Annotated in this window: 16 protein-coding genes; 7 read left to right on the forward strand and 9 right to left on the reverse strand. The window is 66.2% G+C overall.

The annotated features are described in order from the left end of the window. Position 1 precedes the first annotated feature (1 nt). Genes NCW75_06965 through rpoN form a run of 4 tightly spaced genes read left to right on the forward strand, consistent with a single transcriptional unit; the run spans position 2 to position 4,011 of the window. A complete protein-coding gene (locus tag NCW75_06965; GenBank protein ID UYV14024.1) occupies positions 2-454 on the forward strand; it encodes an arsenate reductase ArsC in 453 nt (150 codons plus the stop codon). After that, complete coding sequence (arsB, locus tag NCW75_06970) at positions 451-1,536, forward strand: ACR3 family arsenite efflux transporter (protein ID UYV14025.1); 1,086 nt, start codon at positions 451-453, stop codon at positions 1,534-1,536. The genes NCW75_06965 and arsB overlap by 4 nt, the downstream gene beginning before the upstream one ends. After that, a complete protein-coding gene (gene arsM / locus NCW75_06975) occupies positions 1,533-2,417 on the forward strand; it encodes an arsenite methyltransferase (protein UYV14026.1) in 885 nt (294 codons plus the stop codon). The genes arsB and arsM overlap by 4 nt, the downstream gene beginning before the upstream one ends. A 40-nt stretch (positions 2,418-2,457) precedes the next feature. Next, positions 2,458-4,011, forward strand: coding sequence for an RNA polymerase factor sigma-54 (rpoN, locus tag NCW75_06980; GenBank protein ID UYV14027.1), 1,554 nt, complete (start codon positions 2,458-2,460; stop codon positions 4,009-4,011). Here rpoN and NCW75_06985 read toward each other — a convergent pair. Genes NCW75_06985 through nadC form a run of 3 tightly spaced genes read right to left on the reverse strand, consistent with a single transcriptional unit; the run spans position 4,008 to position 7,951 of the window. Continuing rightward, positions 4,008-6,245, reverse strand: coding sequence for a cation-translocating P-type ATPase (locus NCW75_06985; GenBank protein ID UYV14028.1), 2,238 nt, complete (start codon positions 6,243-6,245; stop codon positions 4,008-4,010). The two genes, rpoN and NCW75_06985, sit on opposite strands and share 4 nt — an antisense overlap. Positions 6,246-6,254: 9 nt before the next feature. After that, a complete protein-coding gene (locus NCW75_06990) occupies positions 6,255-6,965 on the reverse strand; it encodes a biotin--[acetyl-CoA-carboxylase] ligase (protein UYV14029.1) in 711 nt (236 codons plus the stop codon). Between the two features lie 56 nt (positions 6,966-7,021). Then, a complete protein-coding gene (nadC, locus tag NCW75_06995) occupies positions 7,022-7,951 on the reverse strand; it encodes a carboxylating nicotinate-nucleotide diphosphorylase (GenBank protein ID UYV14030.1) in 930 nt (309 codons plus the stop codon). A gap of 90 nt (positions 7,952-8,041) precedes the next feature. Between nadC and NCW75_07000 the strand changes: the two genes are divergently transcribed. Next, positions 8,042-8,833 (forward strand): SDR family oxidoreductase, encoded by a 792-nt coding sequence (locus NCW75_07000; GenBank protein ID UYV14031.1) that lies wholly within the window; start codon positions 8,042-8,044, stop codon positions 8,831-8,833. A gap of 66 nt (positions 8,834-8,899) precedes the next feature. After that, a complete protein-coding gene (locus tag NCW75_07005; GenBank protein UYV14032.1) occupies positions 8,900-9,160 on the forward strand; it encodes a hypothetical protein in 261 nt (86 codons plus the stop codon). A 40-nt stretch (positions 9,161-9,200) separates the two neighbouring features. Here NCW75_07005 and NCW75_07010 read toward each other — a convergent pair whose 3' ends face one another. The 6 genes from NCW75_07010 to NCW75_07035 all read right to left on the reverse strand — a co-directional run bounded on the left by NCW75_07010 (position 9,201) and on the right by NCW75_07035 (position 16,173). Next, positions 9,201-10,724 (reverse strand): hypothetical protein, encoded by a 1,524-nt coding sequence (locus NCW75_07010; protein ID UYV14033.1) that lies wholly within the window; start codon positions 10,722-10,724, stop codon positions 9,201-9,203. Between the two features lie 109 nt (positions 10,725-10,833). After that, positions 10,834-11,685: an AhpC/TSA family protein gene (locus NCW75_07015; protein ID UYV14034.1), complete on the reverse strand. Its 852-nt coding sequence runs from the start codon at positions 11,683-11,685 to the stop codon at positions 10,834-10,836. 59 nt (positions 11,686-11,744) lie between these two features. Further along, positions 11,745-12,572, reverse strand: coding sequence for a succinate dehydrogenase iron-sulfur subunit (gene sdhB, locus NCW75_07020; GenBank protein UYV14035.1), 828 nt, complete (start codon positions 12,570-12,572; stop codon positions 11,745-11,747). A 65-nt stretch (positions 12,573-12,637) separates the two neighbouring features. Next, a complete protein-coding gene (sdhA, locus tag NCW75_07025) occupies positions 12,638-14,677 on the reverse strand; it encodes a succinate dehydrogenase flavoprotein subunit (GenBank protein ID UYV14036.1) in 2,040 nt (679 codons plus the stop codon). A 25-nt stretch (positions 14,678-14,702) separates the two neighbouring features. Then, positions 14,703-15,602, reverse strand: a complete 900-nt coding sequence (locus NCW75_07030; GenBank protein ID UYV14037.1) for a hypothetical protein — start codon at positions 15,600-15,602, stop codon at positions 14,703-14,705. A gap of 97 nt (positions 15,603-15,699) precedes the next feature. Beyond that, complete coding sequence (locus NCW75_07035; GenBank protein ID UYV14038.1) at positions 15,700-16,173, reverse strand: DUF1844 domain-containing protein; 474 nt, start codon at positions 16,171-16,173, stop codon at positions 15,700-15,702. 330 nt (positions 16,174-16,503) lie between these two features. Between NCW75_07035 and NCW75_07040 the strand changes: the two genes are divergently transcribed. Next, the gene (locus NCW75_07040; protein ID UYV14039.1) at positions 16,504-17,592 is read left to right on the forward strand and encodes a hypothetical protein; all 1,089 of its coding nucleotides are present in this window, start codon (positions 16,504-16,506) and stop codon (positions 17,590-17,592) included. The last annotated feature ends 12 nt before the right edge of the window (positions 17,593-17,604 follow it).

Genomic DNA, 17,604 nt, shown 5'->3' on the forward strand with positions numbered 1-17,604 from the left:
CGTGGCCCGCTTCGTCCCGCCCCGAGTGATGTTCCTATGCACGGGCAACTCCTGCCGCAGCCAGATGGCCGAGGGCTGGGCCAGGCACCTGCTCGGCGATCAGATCGAGGCGTGCAGCGCGGGCACCGATCCTCAGGGCTTAAACCCCCTCGCGGTGCGTGCGATGGCCGAAGCCGGTGTCGACATCTCCGGCCATTCGAGCAAGTCGATCGCGCAGTGCGAGCCCGACACGCTAGACCTCGTGGTCACCGTGTGCGATCACGCCCATGAGCACTGCCCGCTGTTCACCGGCCATACCCGCGTGGTGCATCGCGGGTTCGAGGATCCGCCACGCCTAGCCGCCGATGCCCACAGCGACGAGGAGGCACTGCCCCACTACCGCCGAGTGCGAGACGAGATCCGCGCGTTCGTCGAGACCATGCCGAGCTTGTTTCCGCAGCGAGATCGCCGATGACCCCTGATCGTCCCAAGCGTCTGAGCGTTCTCGACCGCTTCCTCACGCTCTGGATCTTCCTGGCAATGGCCACCGGCGTGCTTATCGGCAAGTTCGCCGCTGGCGTGCCCGAGGCCCTTGATGGCCTGAGCGTGGGCACGACCAACATCCCCATCGCCATCGGCCTGATACTCATGATGTACCCGCCGCTGGCCAAGGTGCGCTACGAGAAGCTGCCCGAGGTCTTTAAGGATTGGAAGATCCTCGTGCTCTCGCTGGTGCAGAACTGGATCGTCGGCCCCGTGCTCATGTTTGTGCTGGCGGTCATCTTCCTGCGCGATCAACCGGAATACATGACCGGGCTCATCCTCGTGGGGCTTGCTCGGTGCATCGCGATGGTGCTGGTCTGGAACGACCTGGCCAAAGGCAGCAGCGACTACGCCGCCGGGCTCGTCGCGTTCAACAGCATCTTCCAGGTGCTCTTCTTCGGCGTGTACGCCTGGGTGTTCATCACCTATCTGCCGCCGTTGCTCGGGCTGGAGGGTGCCGTCGTCAACGTGTCCATCGCCGAGGTCTTCCAGAGCGTGCTGATCTATCTGGGCATCCCATTCTTCGCCGGCATGCTCACGCGGTTCGTGCTGCGGCCAATCAAGGGTGACGATTGGTACAACGGCGCGTTCATCCCCAGGATCGCGCCGCTCACGCTCATCGCGCTGCTGGCGACCATCGTGCTGATGTTCTCGCTCCAGGGCCAGCGCATCGTCGAGTTGCCGCTGGACATCCTCCGCATCGCCATCCCGCTGACGATCTACTTCGTCGTGATGTTCCTGATCAGCTTCTTCATGGCCCAGAAGGTGGGCGCCGACTACCCGAGAGCCGCCACGCTGGCCTTCACCGCCAGCGGCAACAACTTCGAGCTGGCCATCGCCGTCGCCATCGCCGTTTTCGGCCTGGGCTCGGGCGTGGCGTTCGCCACGGTCGTGGGCCCGCTGGTCGAGGTGCCCGTCCTGATTGGCCTGGTGAGCGTTTCGCTCTGGCTGGGCCGCCGTTTGTATGCCAATACAACACACCCACCGGCTTCGCCGGAAGGAGAACCGTCATGACAACCAACCCCGACACTGTCCGTGATACGGTCCGCGAGGGCTACGCCAAGATCGCGCGCGATGGCCAATGGTCCAGCGTCCAGAGCACCCCGACCGCCGGCGGATCGTGCTGCGGCGCAGGCGGCGGTGGCGGTGGTTGCTGCGGCCCCACCACGCTCACCGCCGATCAGGTCGCCTCCGCTGTGGGCTACGCCAACGACGACCTCTCCGCCTTACCCGAGGGCGCGAACATGGGCCTCTCGTGCGGCAACCCGACCGCCATCGCTGCGCTCCAGCAGGGCGAGGTCGTGCTCGACCTGGGCAGCGGCGGCGGCATGGACTGCTTCCTGGCGGGCCCGCGCGTCGGTGCCACCGGCCGCGTCATCGGGGTCGACATGACCCCCGACATGCTGAGCAAGGCCCGCAAGAACATCGAGAGCTACAAGAGCCAGAGCGGCCTTGACAACGTCGAGTTCCGGCTGGGCGAGATCGAGCACCTCCCGCTGGCCGACGCCAGCATCGACGTGGTGCTGAGCAACTGCGTGATCAACCTCTCACCCGATCAGGCCCAGGTGTGGCGTGAGGTCGCCCGCGTGCTCAAGCCCGGGGGTCGTGTGGCGATCAGCGATCTGGCGCTCCTCAAGCCACTGCCCGAGTCGGTTGTAGCCGACGTTGAGGCCCTTGTCGGTTGCGTGGCCGGGGCGAAGCTCGTCGACACAATCCGTGCAGACATGGAGGCGGCGGGCCTCGCCGACATCCAACTCGCCAGCAAGCCCGAGTACGTCGAGGCCATGACCACCTGGCAGGATCCGCTCTACCAGAAGATCATCGCCGCCCTTCCCAAGGGCTCGAAGATGAGCGAGTACGTGACCAGCCTCGACATCGCCGCTCGCAAGCTGTGAGGCGTTCTCAGACGAGTGCCGATCGCGCTAGACTCGCCCCGTGAGGTTCGACACCAGCCAGCACATGCGTCTCGGGCAGCAGATGAAGCTGTCGCCCAGGGTCATCCAGTCGATGGAGATCCTGCAGATGCCCCTGGCCGACCTCGAGCAACGCATCGAGGAAGAGCTCGAGGGCAACATGGCCCTTGAGATCGTCGAGCACGTCGCCGACAAGACGGCCAAGAAGGACGAGACCGACCGCCCAGACCGCGAGCTGACCATCACCGACCAGGGCAACGCCCAGGACGACTTCGCACGCCTGGACAGCTACCAGACCGACCAGCCCGACGCCGCCGACAACTCCTTCGACGGCCCCAGCCGGGCGAACCTGGAGCCCGGCGCACCCAGCCGTATCAACTCTGGCGAGCGCGACGGCAAGATGGACGCCATGGCCGCCGCCCCCGCCCGACAGGCTTCGGTCAGCGAGCAGCTCCGCGACCAGTGGGCCCTGACCGAGATGGACGCCGAGCTGCGATCGGTGGGCGGCTACCTCATCTCGTTCATCGACGAGGACGGCTACCTCCGCACCCCGCTCGAGGACATCGCCCGCCAGGCCCCCGAGCCCCTGGCCGAGTCGGTCGGCGGACGCGACAAGCTGCTCGAGCAGCTCCCCTGGGTGCTCGAAGAGGCCCAGCTCGCGCTCGAACCGACGGGCGTAGGTGCACGAGATGCCCGTGAGTGCCTGCTGCTCCAGCTCGATGCCGTCCAGATCGACCCGGACTTTAACGAGGACGAGGCCACCGACGACGCGATCGAATCCGCCCGCTGGCTCGTAGCCGATCACCTCGACGACCTGATGAACAACCGGCTGCCCAAGATCGCCGAGGCAACCACGCTGACGATGGAGGAGATCAAGACCGGCGTGCAACTGCTCCGCCGCCTGAGCCTCGCGCCTGGGAAGCGGCTGGCCCCCGATCGCAGCGAGCCGATCATCCCCGACGCCATCGTGGAGTACGAAGAGGACAACGACAGATACGTCGCGTACCTCAACGACCGAAACTTGATGAACCTGCGCATCAACCGAGAGTACTCGGAGATGGTGCGCACGCGCGAGCTCGACAAGCAGGGCCGCGACTTTGTCCGCAAGAACCTGAGCAACGCCCAGTGGCTAGTCGACGCTATCGGCCAGCGGCGTGACACGTTGCTGCGGGTCATCCACGCCGTGCTCGACGCCCAACGGGATTTCTTCGACTATGGGCCCGAGAGCCTCAAGCCCCTGCCGATGACACAGGTAGCTGAGCAACTTGGCATCCACGTCGCCACGGTCTCGCGCGCGGTGTCCGACAAGTACCTGCAAACCCCGCGGGGTGTCGTTCCGCTGCGTCGCTTCTTCACCGGCGGCACCCAGAACGACGCGGGCGACGACGTGAGCTGGGCCGCCATCAAGGCCGCCATGCAGGACGTGGTCGACAACGAGAACAAGGCCAAGCCGCTGAGCGACGAGGCCATCGTGCGGGAACTCAAGAAGCGCGGCATCGAGATCGCCCGCCGCACCGTCGCGAAGTACCGCGACCAGCTCGAGATCCCCGCGGCGCGGATCCGCAAGACGTTCTAGCGTCGCGTCTGCTTGTCGATGACCAGCCGGATGCGGATCGCGTTGCCGATCACCAGGAAGTCGCTCACCGCCATGGCACCCGCCGCGACGACCGGGCCGTGCTCGCCCAGCAGGCCGAACGCTGCAGCGGGGATGGCCGCAGCGTTGTACACGAACGCCAGGAACAGGTTCTGACGGATGCCCCGGTGCGTCGCGCGACCGATTCGAACGAGGTCGACTACAGCAAGAGGGCGATCACCGGGGATGATCGCGTCGGCGGCCTCGAGCGCGATGTTGCTCCCCGCGTCGATAGCGACACCGATTCCGCCCGCCGCCGACGCCGCGGCCATGGCGGGTGCGTCGTTGATGCCGTCGCCGACCATCATCACCGTGTCACGCTCGGCGGCCTCGCGGACGCGGTCGACCTTGTCCTGTGGTGAAAGGCCGGCGTGGACGTGCTTGCGATCGAGCTTGATGCGATCGGCCAGGCGATGGGCGGGGCCCTCGCGATCTCCGGTCAGCACACGCGGCTCGATGCCCAGTTCGCCAAGCTCGCGTACGAAGTCGCCCGCGCCAGAGCGCAGTTCTTCGCGGAAACGGACAACACCGACGAGTTCACCATCGAGCAGCACGACCGACGCCGGGCCGTCGTCGAGCGACACGTCGTCGAGCGGGTGGCCTTCTCGCCGGGCGGCATCGACCGAGACCAGCATGGCACCGTGGCCATCAACCAGACCCACCATGCCCATGCCGGCTTGTTCCTCGGCGTTCTGAGCCGACTCGTAGTCGATCCCACGGGCTTCGGTCGCACGCACGATCGCCTTCGACAACGGGTGCCCGGATCGGCACGCCAGCGTCGCGGCGGTCGCGAGTAACTCGTCCTCGGTCTCGTCCCGCACGACTGGCTCGCCGCTGGTAATCGTGCCGGTCTTGTCGAGCAGCGCCACCTTCGCAACCGCCGCCCGCTCGAGTGCGCTGGCCGATCGGACGAGGATGCCCCGCCGCCCGGCCGCCCCGGTCCCGACCATGACCGCCAGCGGGGTCGCGAGCCCGAGCGCGCAAGGGCACGAGATCACCAGCACCGTTGCCGCCGTCACGACCGCTTTCGAGATGCCACCGCCGGGCACCAGCAGCCACGCAACGAAGCTCACCAGCGCGATGGAGATCGAGAGCGGCACGAAGATCGAGGAGACCTTGTCGGCCAACCTCTGCACATCGGCTTTGCTCGCCAACGCATCGGCCACGAGCGCCACCATGCGACCCAGCGTACCGCTCGCTCCATCCGTCGTGGCGCGGACGATGGCCGGCGTGCCCACCGCCACCGAGCCGGCCATGACCGACTCGCCCGCCTGCTTGTCGGCCGGCACCGATTCGCCCGTGACCGCCGACTCGTCGAGCGACGCCGGCCCGATCAGTTCACCGTCTACCGGACAACGTTCCCCGGCACGCACGAGCACAAGGTCACCCGGCAAGACGTCACGCGCGGGGACGGTCGAGCCGGAGCTGTCGTTCTCGTCGGCCAGCACCACCGCCTCGGTGGGCTGCATCGCCGCCAGCTCGCGAAGGGCCTTGGTCGTTCCCCGCCTTGCCCGGCGTTCGAGCCAATGGCCAAGCGAGATCAGCGTGAGCAGGCCTGTTGCCTCGATGAAGTAGGTCGGCCGTTCACCCCCGCCCGAGAACGTAACGACCGCATGCACGAGCGAGAGCGTGTACGCCGATGCGCTGCCCAGAGACACCAGCGTGTCCATATTTGTGGTCTTGCGCCGGGCAGCGGAGATCGCCGAGCGATAGAACGCCGACCCGATAAACACCTGGGCCACCGTGCCCACCGCCAACGCGACGGCCAGGCCCGCTCCGCTCTGCATGTGCAGCCCGAGCGAATGCCCGAACCAGTGCGAAAGCTCCATCGGCAGCCAGAGAACCACGCCAAGCACCACCCGCCATCGCCACGCGTCGGCCTGCTTCGAGTCGTCCTCGCCGAGGCGCTTGGCCAGGTCGGCCGCGGCATCCCCTGAAGCGGCCGGCGAAGCCTCGAACCCCGCGCCACGCACGCTCGACGCCAATGCCTCGGCGTCGAGCGACTCGCCCTTGACCAGCGCCGACCCGCCCGCCAGACTCACCATCGCGCTGCGCACGCCGTTCGTCTTGTTCAGGGCCTTCTCAACGCTTGATACGCAGCCGGCACATGTCATGCCGTCGACTTTCAGCCGAACGATCGTGTTCTGGGTTTCATCTGCGACAGCACCATCGGCCATAGGAATAGGCTAACTCCCCACCGGCCGCGATTCTTCGAGGTGGGCATGAGCCGCGTCGATGCGAACCCGCGAGCCATGATCGGTTTCCAGCACCAGGCGCCACTGCTTATCCATGTCCACGACGACACCCACGACCGGTTGCCCCTCGACACGGAATCGGCACCGCTCGCCTCGCAGCGTGCCAACCTCAAGCCAACGCTCGCCGATGGCCGTCGGAGGTGCGTCCAACCATCGTGAGACGCCATCGAGCACCGCCGCCGCGGCTGCTGGTCGATCGACCTCCACGCCCAGTTGTGCCAGGCTTACGGCCGATTGATCAAACTCCGCCGGCCACTGGTCGTCTGGGGTCGATACGTTCAGACCGACTCCAACGATCGCAACCGACCGATCCGCCTCGATGAGCACGCCCGCGAGCTTCCGCCCGCGCACGCCGCTGGCTCGCGCCACCACGTCGTTGGGCCACTTCAGCCCGAGATCTGGATCGCCTAAGGACTCGCAGGCCTCGATGACACCGAGCCCCACCGCCAGCGACAAGCCGGCCGCGGGCAGGCTCGCGTGAACAACCATGCTCATCGAGAGCGAGGCCCCGCCCCCGTCGTCCCACGAGCGGCCCTGCCTCCCCCGGCCCGCGACCTGACGCTTGCCAACCACGGCGAGCCCGGCTCGCCCGTTGCACAGCAGCCTCGCATCGCCCTGCGTCGATGGCGTCTGGTCGAGCACGATCACACTGTCGAAGCGACCAATGGGAGCCCGAAGAGTTGACCAATCCTCGGCAGTCACGTTGGTACACCCGCATCCAAGCCAATGTCCAACCACACCGCGTGGTGCGTCAACGCACCCACGGAGATCCTGTCGACTCCGGTGCGCGCCACGTCGCCCATGCCAGCGAGTTCGATGCCACCGGAGGCCTCGAGCAGCGGCAGCCTGCCCTTGGCGTTGCGCATCTCCACGGCCTGGGCCAGTTGCTCTACGCCCATGTTGTCCAGCAGGATGATGTCGATGGCTCCCTCGTCGAGCGCGAGCATGGCTTCGAGTTGATCGAGCGTGTCGACCTCGACCTCGACGAACGCCAACTCGAAGCGATCCCTCGCATCGACGGCCACACTGGCGACCCTTTCGGCCGCTTCGCTTGGCGTCATGCCCACAAGGTGATTGTCCTTGATCAGTACGGCATCATGCAGCCCCATGCGGTGGTTCTGGCCACCGCCGCAGCGTACGGCGTACTTCTCGAGTTGTCGCAAGCCGGGCGTGGTCTTGCGCGTATCGACCACTTGGGTGAGCGACTCACCCACCGCGTTGACGTACCGCGAGGTCTGGGTCGCCACGCCACTCAGACGGCCGAGCAGGTTGAGCAGCGTGCGTTCGGCTGCCAGGATCTCCCGCCGCGGCCCGAGCAGCGCCCCGAGCCGCTTGCCCTGGTCGATGTTCTCGCCGTCCTGGGCCAGATCACGGAAGAGCGTCGTCGGGGCCAGCACGTCCAGCACGTCGCCGATCGCCTGCAGGCCACAGATGATCCCCGGCTCGCGGGCCACCACCCAGGCCTCGGACCGCTCGGCAGCATCGACCATCAGCATGGCCGTGGGGTCCTGATGGTCGGGTCCCAGGTCCTCATCCCGGCAGATCTCCAGCAGACGCCGGGTGATGCCCGAGGAGACCAGTTCTTTGTACCAGTCCTCGGCCGAAGTTGTCGTCGTGTTCTCTTCCACGCCCCATCGTATGTCACCGCTGGCCGACCCGAGGCCGTACACTGGGTCTTCTTCTGGATGACCATTGGCCGGCTAAGCCCGGGAGGCAGCATGGGTGTGTTGGATGGGAAGGTCGCTCTGATCGTCGGGATCGCGAACGAGCGGTCGTACGCCTGGCACATCGCCAAGGCCCTGATCGACCACGGCGCGACCTGCGCGTATACCTGCCTGCCGGGTGAGAAGAACGAGCGGCGTACCCAGCGGGCGGTGAAAGCGCTGCCCGGGGAGGGCGGGACCGAACCGCTCATCATCCCTATGGACGCCGCGAGCGACTCCGACATCGATTCGGCGATCTCGGCCTTCGAGTCTCGCCACAAGGCGATGCACGTGCTCGTCCACTCCATCGCCTACGCCGACCGCGAATACCTCGCCCACGGCAAGTTCGTCGAGACGCCACGCGATGCGTTCCTGAGCGCGATCGATATCTCGGCCTACACCCTGCTGGGGCTGAGCCGCCGCTGCCGCGATGTGCTTGCCAAAGAGGGTGGTTCGGTCATGGCGATGAGCTATTACGGCGCTGAGAAGGTCGTCCCGGGCTACAACATCATGGGCGTGGCCAAGGCCACGCTCGAAGCCACGGCCCGCTACCTCGCCGGCGACCTCGGGGCCCAGAACATCCGGGTGAACACCATCTCGGGCGGCTACCTCCGCACGCTGGCCTCCAGCGCCGTGGGTGGGGCCGACAAGATCAGCGAGCAGAACCTCGAACGCTCGCCCCTGAAGCGGAACGTGGAGGGCGGCGACGTGGGTAACACGGCCGTTTATCTGGCCAGCGACCTGAGCGCGGGCGTGACCGGCGAGAACATCTACGTCGATTGTGGCGCCAATATTGTCGGGGTTTGACCAGTTGTTCGGGTCGCGTGAGGATTATTTTCGAGCCCTCACACAGATTTGTCCGATGAATTGATTATGAGCGTTGTACCCACCAGCGCCGCCGCCGCGATAGCTTCAACGGCCGCCGCCACCGAGCGGGCCAGTAAGGTCGCCACGGCCGCGAAAGAGAGCGACCAGAACCGCCGCACCAAGAACGGCAAGCAGACCGGCGATCGCGTTGTGCTCAGCGTGAACGCGGTACCGCAGAAGCAAGGCGCCACCGATCGCTCCGAAGACGAGCCCGGCGCTCAGCAACAAGAGCACGAAGCGCCACCGCAACTGGACGTTGAGGGATAGATCGGGCTGGGTCCCAGGCTCACGCCAGGGCCTCGTCTTGCTACGCCGCCGCCTTCACACGCACGGTCGAGAGTGCCTCGATCATCGCCAGCACCTGCTCGCGCGTGTCAGGGTCCACCTCGAGCCAGTTCGCGCTCATCACCTCATCACGCACGTCGTCGAGCACGTACGCCACGCGCGGGGAGTCGATCAGGGCCGTCGCGTACGCCAGCCCCGCCGCGAGCTTGCCCATCGTCTCGGCCCCGCCACGGTTGAAGGAAATGTCCGAGATCAGGTACTCCATAGGATCGACCAGCGGTTCGGGACGTTCCAGCGCCAGCCGTTCGTGGCCGGTGAGCATGAGGTCATATCCAAGAACCTCGTGCCCGCCGGAGAATGCGGCAACGCAGGCCCGCAGGTAGGTCTCACCCTCGCCCGGGCCAAGCCTGCCGATGGTGCGCGCGGCGGCCACGCGATCCTCGGGCATCATGCCGCAGCCCGTCCACGAGAGATACACGCCCAGCACACGCATCGCCGATCGCTCGACCTCGGCGACTCGGCCTTGCTGGCGATCGCTGAGTACGGCCACCATGTGCGAGAACGCGCGGTCCAAGGCCGGGTCGGCCACCACTGGCGAACCCAGCATGAGCCCCAGCGCGGGCCGGCCACGCAGGCGGTCGCCGAGCCCCAGGCGGCTCGGGTAGCGGCTCAGCAGCGCGGCGGTCTCCAACAAGGAACGCAACACCGCCACAGCGCCCTCGTCCGACCAGTCGAACGACTCGAGCGTGATTTGGGCCGCATCGATCCGCAGCGGGAACAACGACGAGTAACTGAGTGGCAGCGCCAGCGACCAGTCGTGCCACGCCGCCGGCGACTCGGGAGCCTCGGCGGTGCGGATCGTCAGCGGGGCATCGGGGGCGACCTGCTCGATCACGGCATCGAACCCAAGCCTCCGCCACTGGGCGGCATCGCCCTCGCCCGAGAACGGAACGAACGCCACGCCCAACGAGCCTGGAGCGAGTTCGAGGCTCCTGAACTGCTGCTCGGGCAGCTTCACGCCGACACGCAGGGGCTTTTGGAGCGACGCCCCGGGCGTGCCACCAGACTCACGCAGGCGCTCGAGCCAGCCTGGCAGCGTGCCGCCCGAGCACGAACGGATGATCGTGACCGCACCATCGGCCACACCGGCGAGCGCCCGCTTCGGAGCGGGCACAACACTCTGAGCCGAAAGCGAAGCCGGCTCGGCCGCGATTCCCTCGAAAGTCGTCTCGTTCGCGTCCGATGGTTCGGATTCGTTGTCGTCGCAATGAGCAACCGGCACGTACGGCTTCGGGGCCGCAACATGGAGTGTCTCTGCGGGCGAGAGCAGACGCACCGCCATCCAGCGCCCGCCCAAGACCAATCCGATAATCCACAGTCCCGCGGGCACACCCACCAGGGTCCGCGTCAGCCACGCCGCCCCGAGCAGCCACGCCGTGAGTACGACGGCGCACACGCCTACGACCCACGCAAGGCCCGAGACGGCACTCGTATCATGGCCGACCTGGTTGGCCGAACCCCGCTGCATCCGTTGGGGAGTGTTCATCGCCCCCACATCGGCCTGATGCCCCGCGCGATGGCTTCGCAAGTCGCCGGGGATGGATAGCTACGAGCGGTTTGTGGGATCGTGCGGTCTGCACCACCCGGCTTGCGGGTTATCCGCCGCCGGTCTCGCCGCTCAGGCCCTCGAGCACGGTCACGACATCCTCCGGTTCGGCCCGATTCCGATAATCGGCATCGAGGAACGCCCAGCGGATGGTGCCCGATTGGTCGATCACGTACGTCGCCGCCAGGGGCAACTCGCCCGAGTCGTCGCCGTTGTGCTCGCTCATGCCGAACGCTTGCTCGTAGTTCGCGTGCACGCCCTCGGTGAGCTCGAAGACCACGCCGTACTGGCGGGCCACGTCATTGCCCACGTCGCTGAGAACCTGGAAATCGAGCTCGTTCTTCTCCGCGGTGCTGATCGATCGATCGGGGAGCTCGGGAGTCAGCGCGACCAGCGTCGCGCCCTGAGCTCGGATGTCATCGAGCCGCTCCTGGTAGGCGGCCAGCGTGAGGTTGCAATACGGGCACCAGCCGCCACGGTACCAGAGCAGCACGACCGGGCCCTGCTCCAGCAGGCCTTCGAGCGAGACCTCCCCGCCGGTCTGGTTGGTCAGCGTGAAGTTGGGAGCCTGGTCGCCCATGCTCTTGGCGTTCTCGACCACGCCGGCTTCGACCACGGCTCGCAACCCGTCGTCGTAGAGCTCCTTGAGGTCGTCGGGCGCCCGCTCGGCGAAGCCGGCCTTCTTGGCCTGGAGTTCGATGGCCAGCGGGCGGCCGGCGGTCGGGATCTCGGGCAATTCGGCCATCTGGTTTCCCCCTTCGTCGCTCGCGGCGGATGGTGCCGTGGCAGCGGTCCCGCTGGCATCCGAGGGCTGCTCCTCGCAGCCGGTGAACACGAACGCGGCCACGCCCATCGAGAGCGCGGCCAGCATGAGAGCGTTGGGTGTTTGTCGCGTGGTCATGGGTCAGGGTATGAGTCCGCCCGACGCCAGCCTATTCCCGCTCGCTGGAAAACCCGTGCCTACCGCCGGAACCACGACGTGATTGCGTGCATCGTCACCGCCCTGCCGTCGGCCGCGATCGATTCGGTGAGCGGGATTTCCTTTGGGCAAACCTTGACGCAGTTTTGGGCGTTGCCGCAATCCGAGACGCCACCCGGGCCCATCAGGACGTCGAGGCGATCCTTCTTGAGCCGCTTGCCGGTCTCGTGCTCGTTGAACAGCCGCGTCTGGCTGAGAGCGTGGGCACCGATGAAGCTGGTTGGCCACTTCTCGGGGTCTTCTTCCAGGTTGTACTGCGGGCAGGCCTCCAGGCAGCAACCGCACGACATGCACGTCGAGAGGACGTACCGCGTTGCCTGCTGGTCGGGGCTCTCCTTGGGGCCCGAGCCCAGGTTGTACGAGCCGTCGATGGGTACCCAGGCCTTCACGCGCTCGAGTGCTTGGAACATCCGCTGGCGATCGACCCACAGATCCCGCATCACCGGGAACTTACTCATGGGTTCGAGCGTGATCTCGTCGCCCTCGCCCGGCGCAATGTTGTCGATGAGAGCCGAGCAGGATTGGCGGACCTGGCCGTTCACGAGCATGGTGCATGAGCCGCAGACCTCTTCCAGGCAGCCCGAATCCCATACCACCGGCGTGGTCTTCTTGCCCTCGACCGTCGTGGGATGGGCGGCGATCCACTGCAGGCACGAGATGACGTTCGAGCCCGGCTCGGTCGGGACGTTGAAGCTCTCCCACCGCGACGTCTTGCCCGGCCCCTCGCAGCGTTTGATGTTGAACCGGACCAAGCGCCCGGCAACGGGCTGGCGATCGCTCTGGGACTTGGTTGCGGTACTACTGGACATGGGCGTGATTCCTTCGTTTCGAATCGGGCATCAAACAGGCAGGCGCTAAAAACGAACCCCGAGAGTTATGTCGATGCGGGCTCCGGATCGGTCCGGGCCGTTGCCGGATCACCGGATGCGGTCGGGCCCTTCTTCTCGGGTGCATCTTCTTCCACCTTGCCATACGTGCGGGGGCGCGGCTTGACCAGCATGGTCTGCACATCCCGATAACCGATTTCGTGCTGTTCGACCCCGTGAGCGCCACCATCGAAACTCGCGACGGTCGTCTTAAGGAACCGCTCGTCATCGCGGTCGGGGAAGTCGGTGCGGTAGTGCGAGCCGCGGCTCTCTTCACGCAGCAGGCTGCACTTGGCGATCATCTCGGCCAGGATGAGCATGTCGCCCACCGCTCGGCTGTAGCTGAGCGATTGGTTCGTCCAGGCCGCCGCGTCGGACAACCGAGCGCGACTAAAACGCTCCCGCAGGCCGGCCAGCGTGTCGAGCGTCTTGTTCAGCCGCTCGGCGGTCTTAACGACCGTGCATGAGGCCTCCATGACCTCACCCATTTCCTTGCCGATGAGGTAGGGGTTGGTATCGTCGCTGGCCTCGGCACCCTCGACGGTGTCGAGCAGGCGATCGGCCTTGGCCTGTTCTCGCTCGACGGCCTGGTCGTAAATCGACTGATCGACCTTCTCGACCGGCCGGTCGGCGGGGTCGCCCTGGGTCACGTGGTTGACCACGCCCTGGCCGCAGTACAGGCCGTCGAAGATGCAACTGAGCAGCGCGTTCGCGCCGAGGCGCGTCGCGCCGTGGTAGGCAAAGTTGACCTCGCCGAAGGCGTAGAGCCCCGGGATGTTGGTCATCATGTTCTTGGGGTCGCCCAAGGCCATGCCGCGGCCGGGCTCGGTGTCGACGGGCGCCACCATGCCGGGCTTGTGCTCGCGGTGCGGGGTCTCGGGCGAATAGGAACCCGGCGTGTACTGCGTCCACATGCCGCCCATCGAGTAGTGCACGGCCGGGAAGATGCGCATGGGCGTGAACCGGGGGTCCTCGCCAGCGAACTTCTCGTAGATCTCCATGATGCCGCCGAGCTTACGGGTGAGATAGTCGGGGTCCTTGTGGGTCAGGTCGAGGTAGACCTGGTTCTGACCGGCCACGCCCATGCCGTCGTTGACGCACACGTCGAAGATCTCGCGCGTGGCGATGTCGCGGGGCACGAGGTTGCCGTATTTGGGGTAGCGCTCTTCAAGGAAATACCAGCGTTCGCTCTCGGGGATGTCGGCCGGCTTGCGGTCGTCGCCCTTCTTGCTGGGCACCCACACGCGGCCACCCTCTCCACGGGCGCTCTCGCTCATGAGGCGGCACTTGTCGGCCCCGGGGATGGCCGTCGGGTGGACCTGGATCATCTCGCCGTTGCCGTACCAGGCTCCAGCCTGATAGCAGCGGCTGGCGGCGCCGCCCGTGCAGATGATGCTGTTGGTGCTCTTGCCGAACACCAGCCCGCACCCACCCGTGGCCATGACGACCGACGCGCCGCGGAAGGCGCGGGTCTGCATCGTGCGCATGTCCTGGGCAACGATGCCTACGCAGCGGCCGTCGCCTTCAGTCCCGCTGACCTCGCCCTCGATCACCGGCCAGAGGAACTCCCAGAACTCGTACTTCTTGACCAAGCCCGACGCCTCGTAGCGGCGGGTCTGCTCGTCGAGCGCGTAGAGGAGCTGCTGCCCGGTAGTCGCACCGGCGAAGTGCGTGCGCTTGAAGAGCGAGCCGCCGAACAGGCGCAGGTCGCGTTGGCCCTCGTTGGTCCGGTTGAACGGCACGCCCATGCGGTCGAGCAGGTCGATGACCTTGGGCGCGAAGTTGGCCATCTCCAGCACCGGGCCCTGGTCGGCCAGGTAGTCGCCACCGTAGATGGTCTCGTCGAAGTGCTGGTACTCGCTATAGCCCTGCTGGCGGGCGACCTCATTGCAAGCGTTGATGCCGCCTTGGGCGCACACGCTGTGGCTGCGCTTGACGGGCACCATGCTGAAGAGGTCGACGGGGATGCCCGCCTCTGCAATACGCACCGTGGCGGCCAAACCGGCCAGGCCACCACCGACGACAATCACACGCTGTTGATTCTGCATTTTGTGGTCTCCAACGTCGTCTGGGTCAGGCTGATGGCTCAAGTGTCGTGCCGGTGACGTCGTGCGTCTCGGGCGGTGTGATGCCCTTATCGAGCATGTAGGCCTCGTAGGCCGCTTCGCCATGCTCCTCGATGAAACGGTGCTTCTCGATCTCGTGGGCCTCGTCGTAGTCGAGGGTCATGGTGGCGAACAGGGCCGACCATGCGGCGAGCATGAGCCCGGCGCCCAGTCCAGCGCACACCACGCCCCAGCGCTTCTGTGCTTTGGCCGAAATGGTGAGCCCCCAGGTAATCGCGGCGGTCCACAGGCCGTTGGCGAAATGGAAGACCAACGCCGAGACGCCGACCATGTAAAGGACCGAGACGGCCACGCCGGGGGCGGTGAAGCCTTCGGTCGAGCCCTGCATGGCTGCGGCGAGGGTCGACGCCGAGAAGTTATGGCTCCACGCCGTGCCCTCTGGCACCAGCCACGCCCAACCCCAGCGGAGCGTGGCTACGTGGTACACGATGAAGAGGATGCCGATGTATCCCGTCCAACGCTGGAGGGTGTACCGCCAGTTGTCTTGGTAGGCATACCGCTGGACGTTGGACTTGCCCGTCGTGGCGTAGAAAGCGCCCAGAATGCTGTGGAACGCGATGGACACCCACAGCACGATCTCGATGAGCAGCAGATGGGGCACCTGCTCGTTGATGTACGAGACCTCGTGCTGGAAGTACCGCACGCCGCCCTCGGCCACGGACAGCCCCTCGCCCTCGCCGCGAAGGGCGAAGCGGCCCCAGGCGAGCGAAGAGTTCGTGGTGAGGTGGGCGACGAGGAACACGCCGATGGGCACGATGCCCGTCAGCGAGTGCAGGCGGCGCAGGATGAAATAGCGCTGCATCTGCGCCTGGGTCGGAGCGTTGGGAGTATCTGAACCGGTTGCCACGCGTCGGCTCCTCTTGGTTCTGGGAGGGGAAGGGTCGCTGTGTTGTTATCGGCATGGTCCCAGTGGGGCGTGAGCCAACAATGGGACCAAACCGTGATCAGACGCCCGAGATTCCCGGACCCTGGCCTGCACCACCCATACCGCCTGCCGGGCTGGCGTCGACCTGCTGGGCGCGGCCCTCGGCGATCGCCTTGTCGACGGCCTTGTTGACCTCGACGAACTGAAGCCGGAGCTCGTGGGCAGTCTGCTTTACGGTCTCGGCTTCCTCGTCTGACAGGTTGCCCTTGGTCTTTTCTTCGAGGGTGCCAAGCAGGTCGACGTGGAACTTGGCCAGGTCCATGGCGACCATCGCCCGCCCGGTCTGGGGATCGGGAAAGGCCCCCATGTAGAGCAGGGCCTGGGTCGCGAGGATCTGGACGATTCCCATGATGTCGGCGGGGGGGAGTTCCCGCTCGGTGGCCTGCTCGGCCTTTTCCTTTTCCTGGTCGGCGAGCTTCTGCCGCTCGGCCTCGGCCTGGTTCTTCCAGTCGGAATCGATGATCAGCTTCGGCTCGTTATCCTGGTCGGCCACGGCGTCTCCTTCGTTTGCTTTCGGCGGCCTCTGTGCGGCAGCCTTGGGGCGCGAATACCCTCCGAAGTGAGCGTAGGCGGAACTCCACCTTTGATTGTCGATTTTCGCATCATGTGCGGGACTTTGCGCACGGCAGTAGTGGTGTCCTTGGTTGGCCTGGCAAGTTGTGGTGGGCCAAGGGGCGGCAGCAGCGCCAGCCTGGGGCCTCAGGATTTCCGGGCCGGAACGCCCGCGACCACTCAACAGACGGGTCTAGACCGAGGGTTCGCCACCGGCGGACCCGGGCGGCTCGAGCCATTGGACGCTTCGGTATTCGGGGTCACGGGCGAGATGGTCCTGGTTCCCCCGCCGGTCGAGGCGACCGACTTGCAACCCGTTGGGCCCACGGCCGAGGCGGTCCCGGTTGAAGCTGCCGGGCCGAGCGTCGTACTCCTCGACGTGAAGGTCGGCGAGGTGAACAATAAGCCGATTTTCGCGGCCGAGTTCCTCCGGCCGATCGCCCAGCGACTGCGTGCACTGGCGTATCGGGACGTTCGCATGCCGGATGGAGAGATTGGCGTCGAACTGGTCTCACCCGAGCAATGGCGGCAAGATGCCATCGCCGTGATCAATCAGCAGTTGGTCAACTTCATCAACAATGAATTAGTCATCGCCGAAGGCCTGGCGAGCTACACCCCCGGGCAGCGTGCCGGCTTGCGGAACTTCCTGGGTCTGGTCCGCAACGACCTGGAACGCCGCTCCGGCGGGAGCATCACGCGCGCGGTCCGCAACCTGGGCACGGACCAAACGCTCAGCGAGTATCTCCAGGAAGTCCGTAACACGGAGTTGATCAACAAGTTCAGCGAGAACCTCCGCCGGAGCGTTGTCGTGACGCGCAGCGATGTCGAGCGGGCGTACCTCCAGAGATATGGCGACGACAGGAAGTCGTCGAGCATGACCTTCCGGCGGATCAGGGTGCGCCGGAACGACGCGGAGGGGGTCGCCCGGGTATCGGACCGGCTCTCACGCGGCGAGGTATTCGCCGTGGTGGCCACCGATGAGGCGAACGGCTCGCGTCGATCCGAGGGTGGCCTGGGGCCGGCCATGACCTTCACCGGCGCGTTCGAGGATGCGACGTTCTTTTCGGGTGATCCGGAGGTCGACAGCGCACTACGCGGCTTGACACCCGGTGAGTGGGCGGGCCCCATCGAGCAGGATCGCTTTACGCACTGGATCTACCTGGAGAGGATCGAGCTCGGCTACAAGTCGTGGGCCGAGGCCCAGAGCGAGCTCCGGCAGGAGCTGTACAGCAGCAGGCTGGACGCCGCCTACCAGCGCGAGATGATGCGATTGTACGAGCAGGCCGGCCTCTCCGATATGAGCACCATGCGCGACGAGTTGCTCATGGTCGCGATCGACTGGTTCTACCCCGGCAGCTAGAGGGCAGCGACA

The sequence above is a fragment of the Phycisphaera sp. genome, assembly GCA_025916675.1.
GTDB lineage: Bacteria > Planctomycetota > Phycisphaerae > Phycisphaerales > UBA1924 > JAHCJI01.

Coding starts and splice junctions, on each gene's coding strand:
- arsB (UYV14025.1), top strand. CDS start 451: ATGACCCCTGATCGTCCCAAGCGTCTGAGCGTTCTCGACCGCTTCCTC.
- NCW75_07015 (UYV14034.1), bottom strand. CDS start 11,685: ATGACCACGCGACAAACACCCAACGCTCTCATGCTGGCCGCGCTCTCG.
- sdhB (UYV14035.1), bottom strand. CDS start 12,572: ATGTCCAGTAGTACCGCAACCAAGTCCCAGAGCGATCGCCAGCCCGTT.
- NCW75_07010 (UYV14033.1), bottom strand. CDS start 10,724: ATGAACACTCCCCAACGGATGCAGCGGGGTTCGGCCAACCAGGTCGGC.
- NCW75_07000 (UYV14031.1), top strand. CDS start 8,042: ATGGGTGTGTTGGATGGGAAGGTCGCTCTGATCGTCGGGATCGCGAAC.
- sdhA (UYV14036.1), bottom strand. CDS start 14,677: ATGCAGAATCAACAGCGTGTGATTGTCGTCGGTGGTGGCCTGGCCGGT.
- NCW75_07005 (UYV14032.1), top strand. CDS start 8,900: ATGAGCGTTGTACCCACCAGCGCCGCCGCCGCGATAGCTTCAACGGCC.
- arsM (UYV14026.1), top strand. CDS start 1,533: ATGACAACCAACCCCGACACTGTCCGTGATACGGTCCGCGAGGGCTAC.
- NCW75_07040 (UYV14039.1), top strand. CDS start 16,504: ATGGTCCTGGTTCCCCCGCCGGTCGAGGCGACCGACTTGCAACCCGTT.
- NCW75_06985 (UYV14028.1), bottom strand. CDS start 6,245: ATGGCCGATGGTGCTGTCGCAGATGAAACCCAGAACACGATCGTTCGG.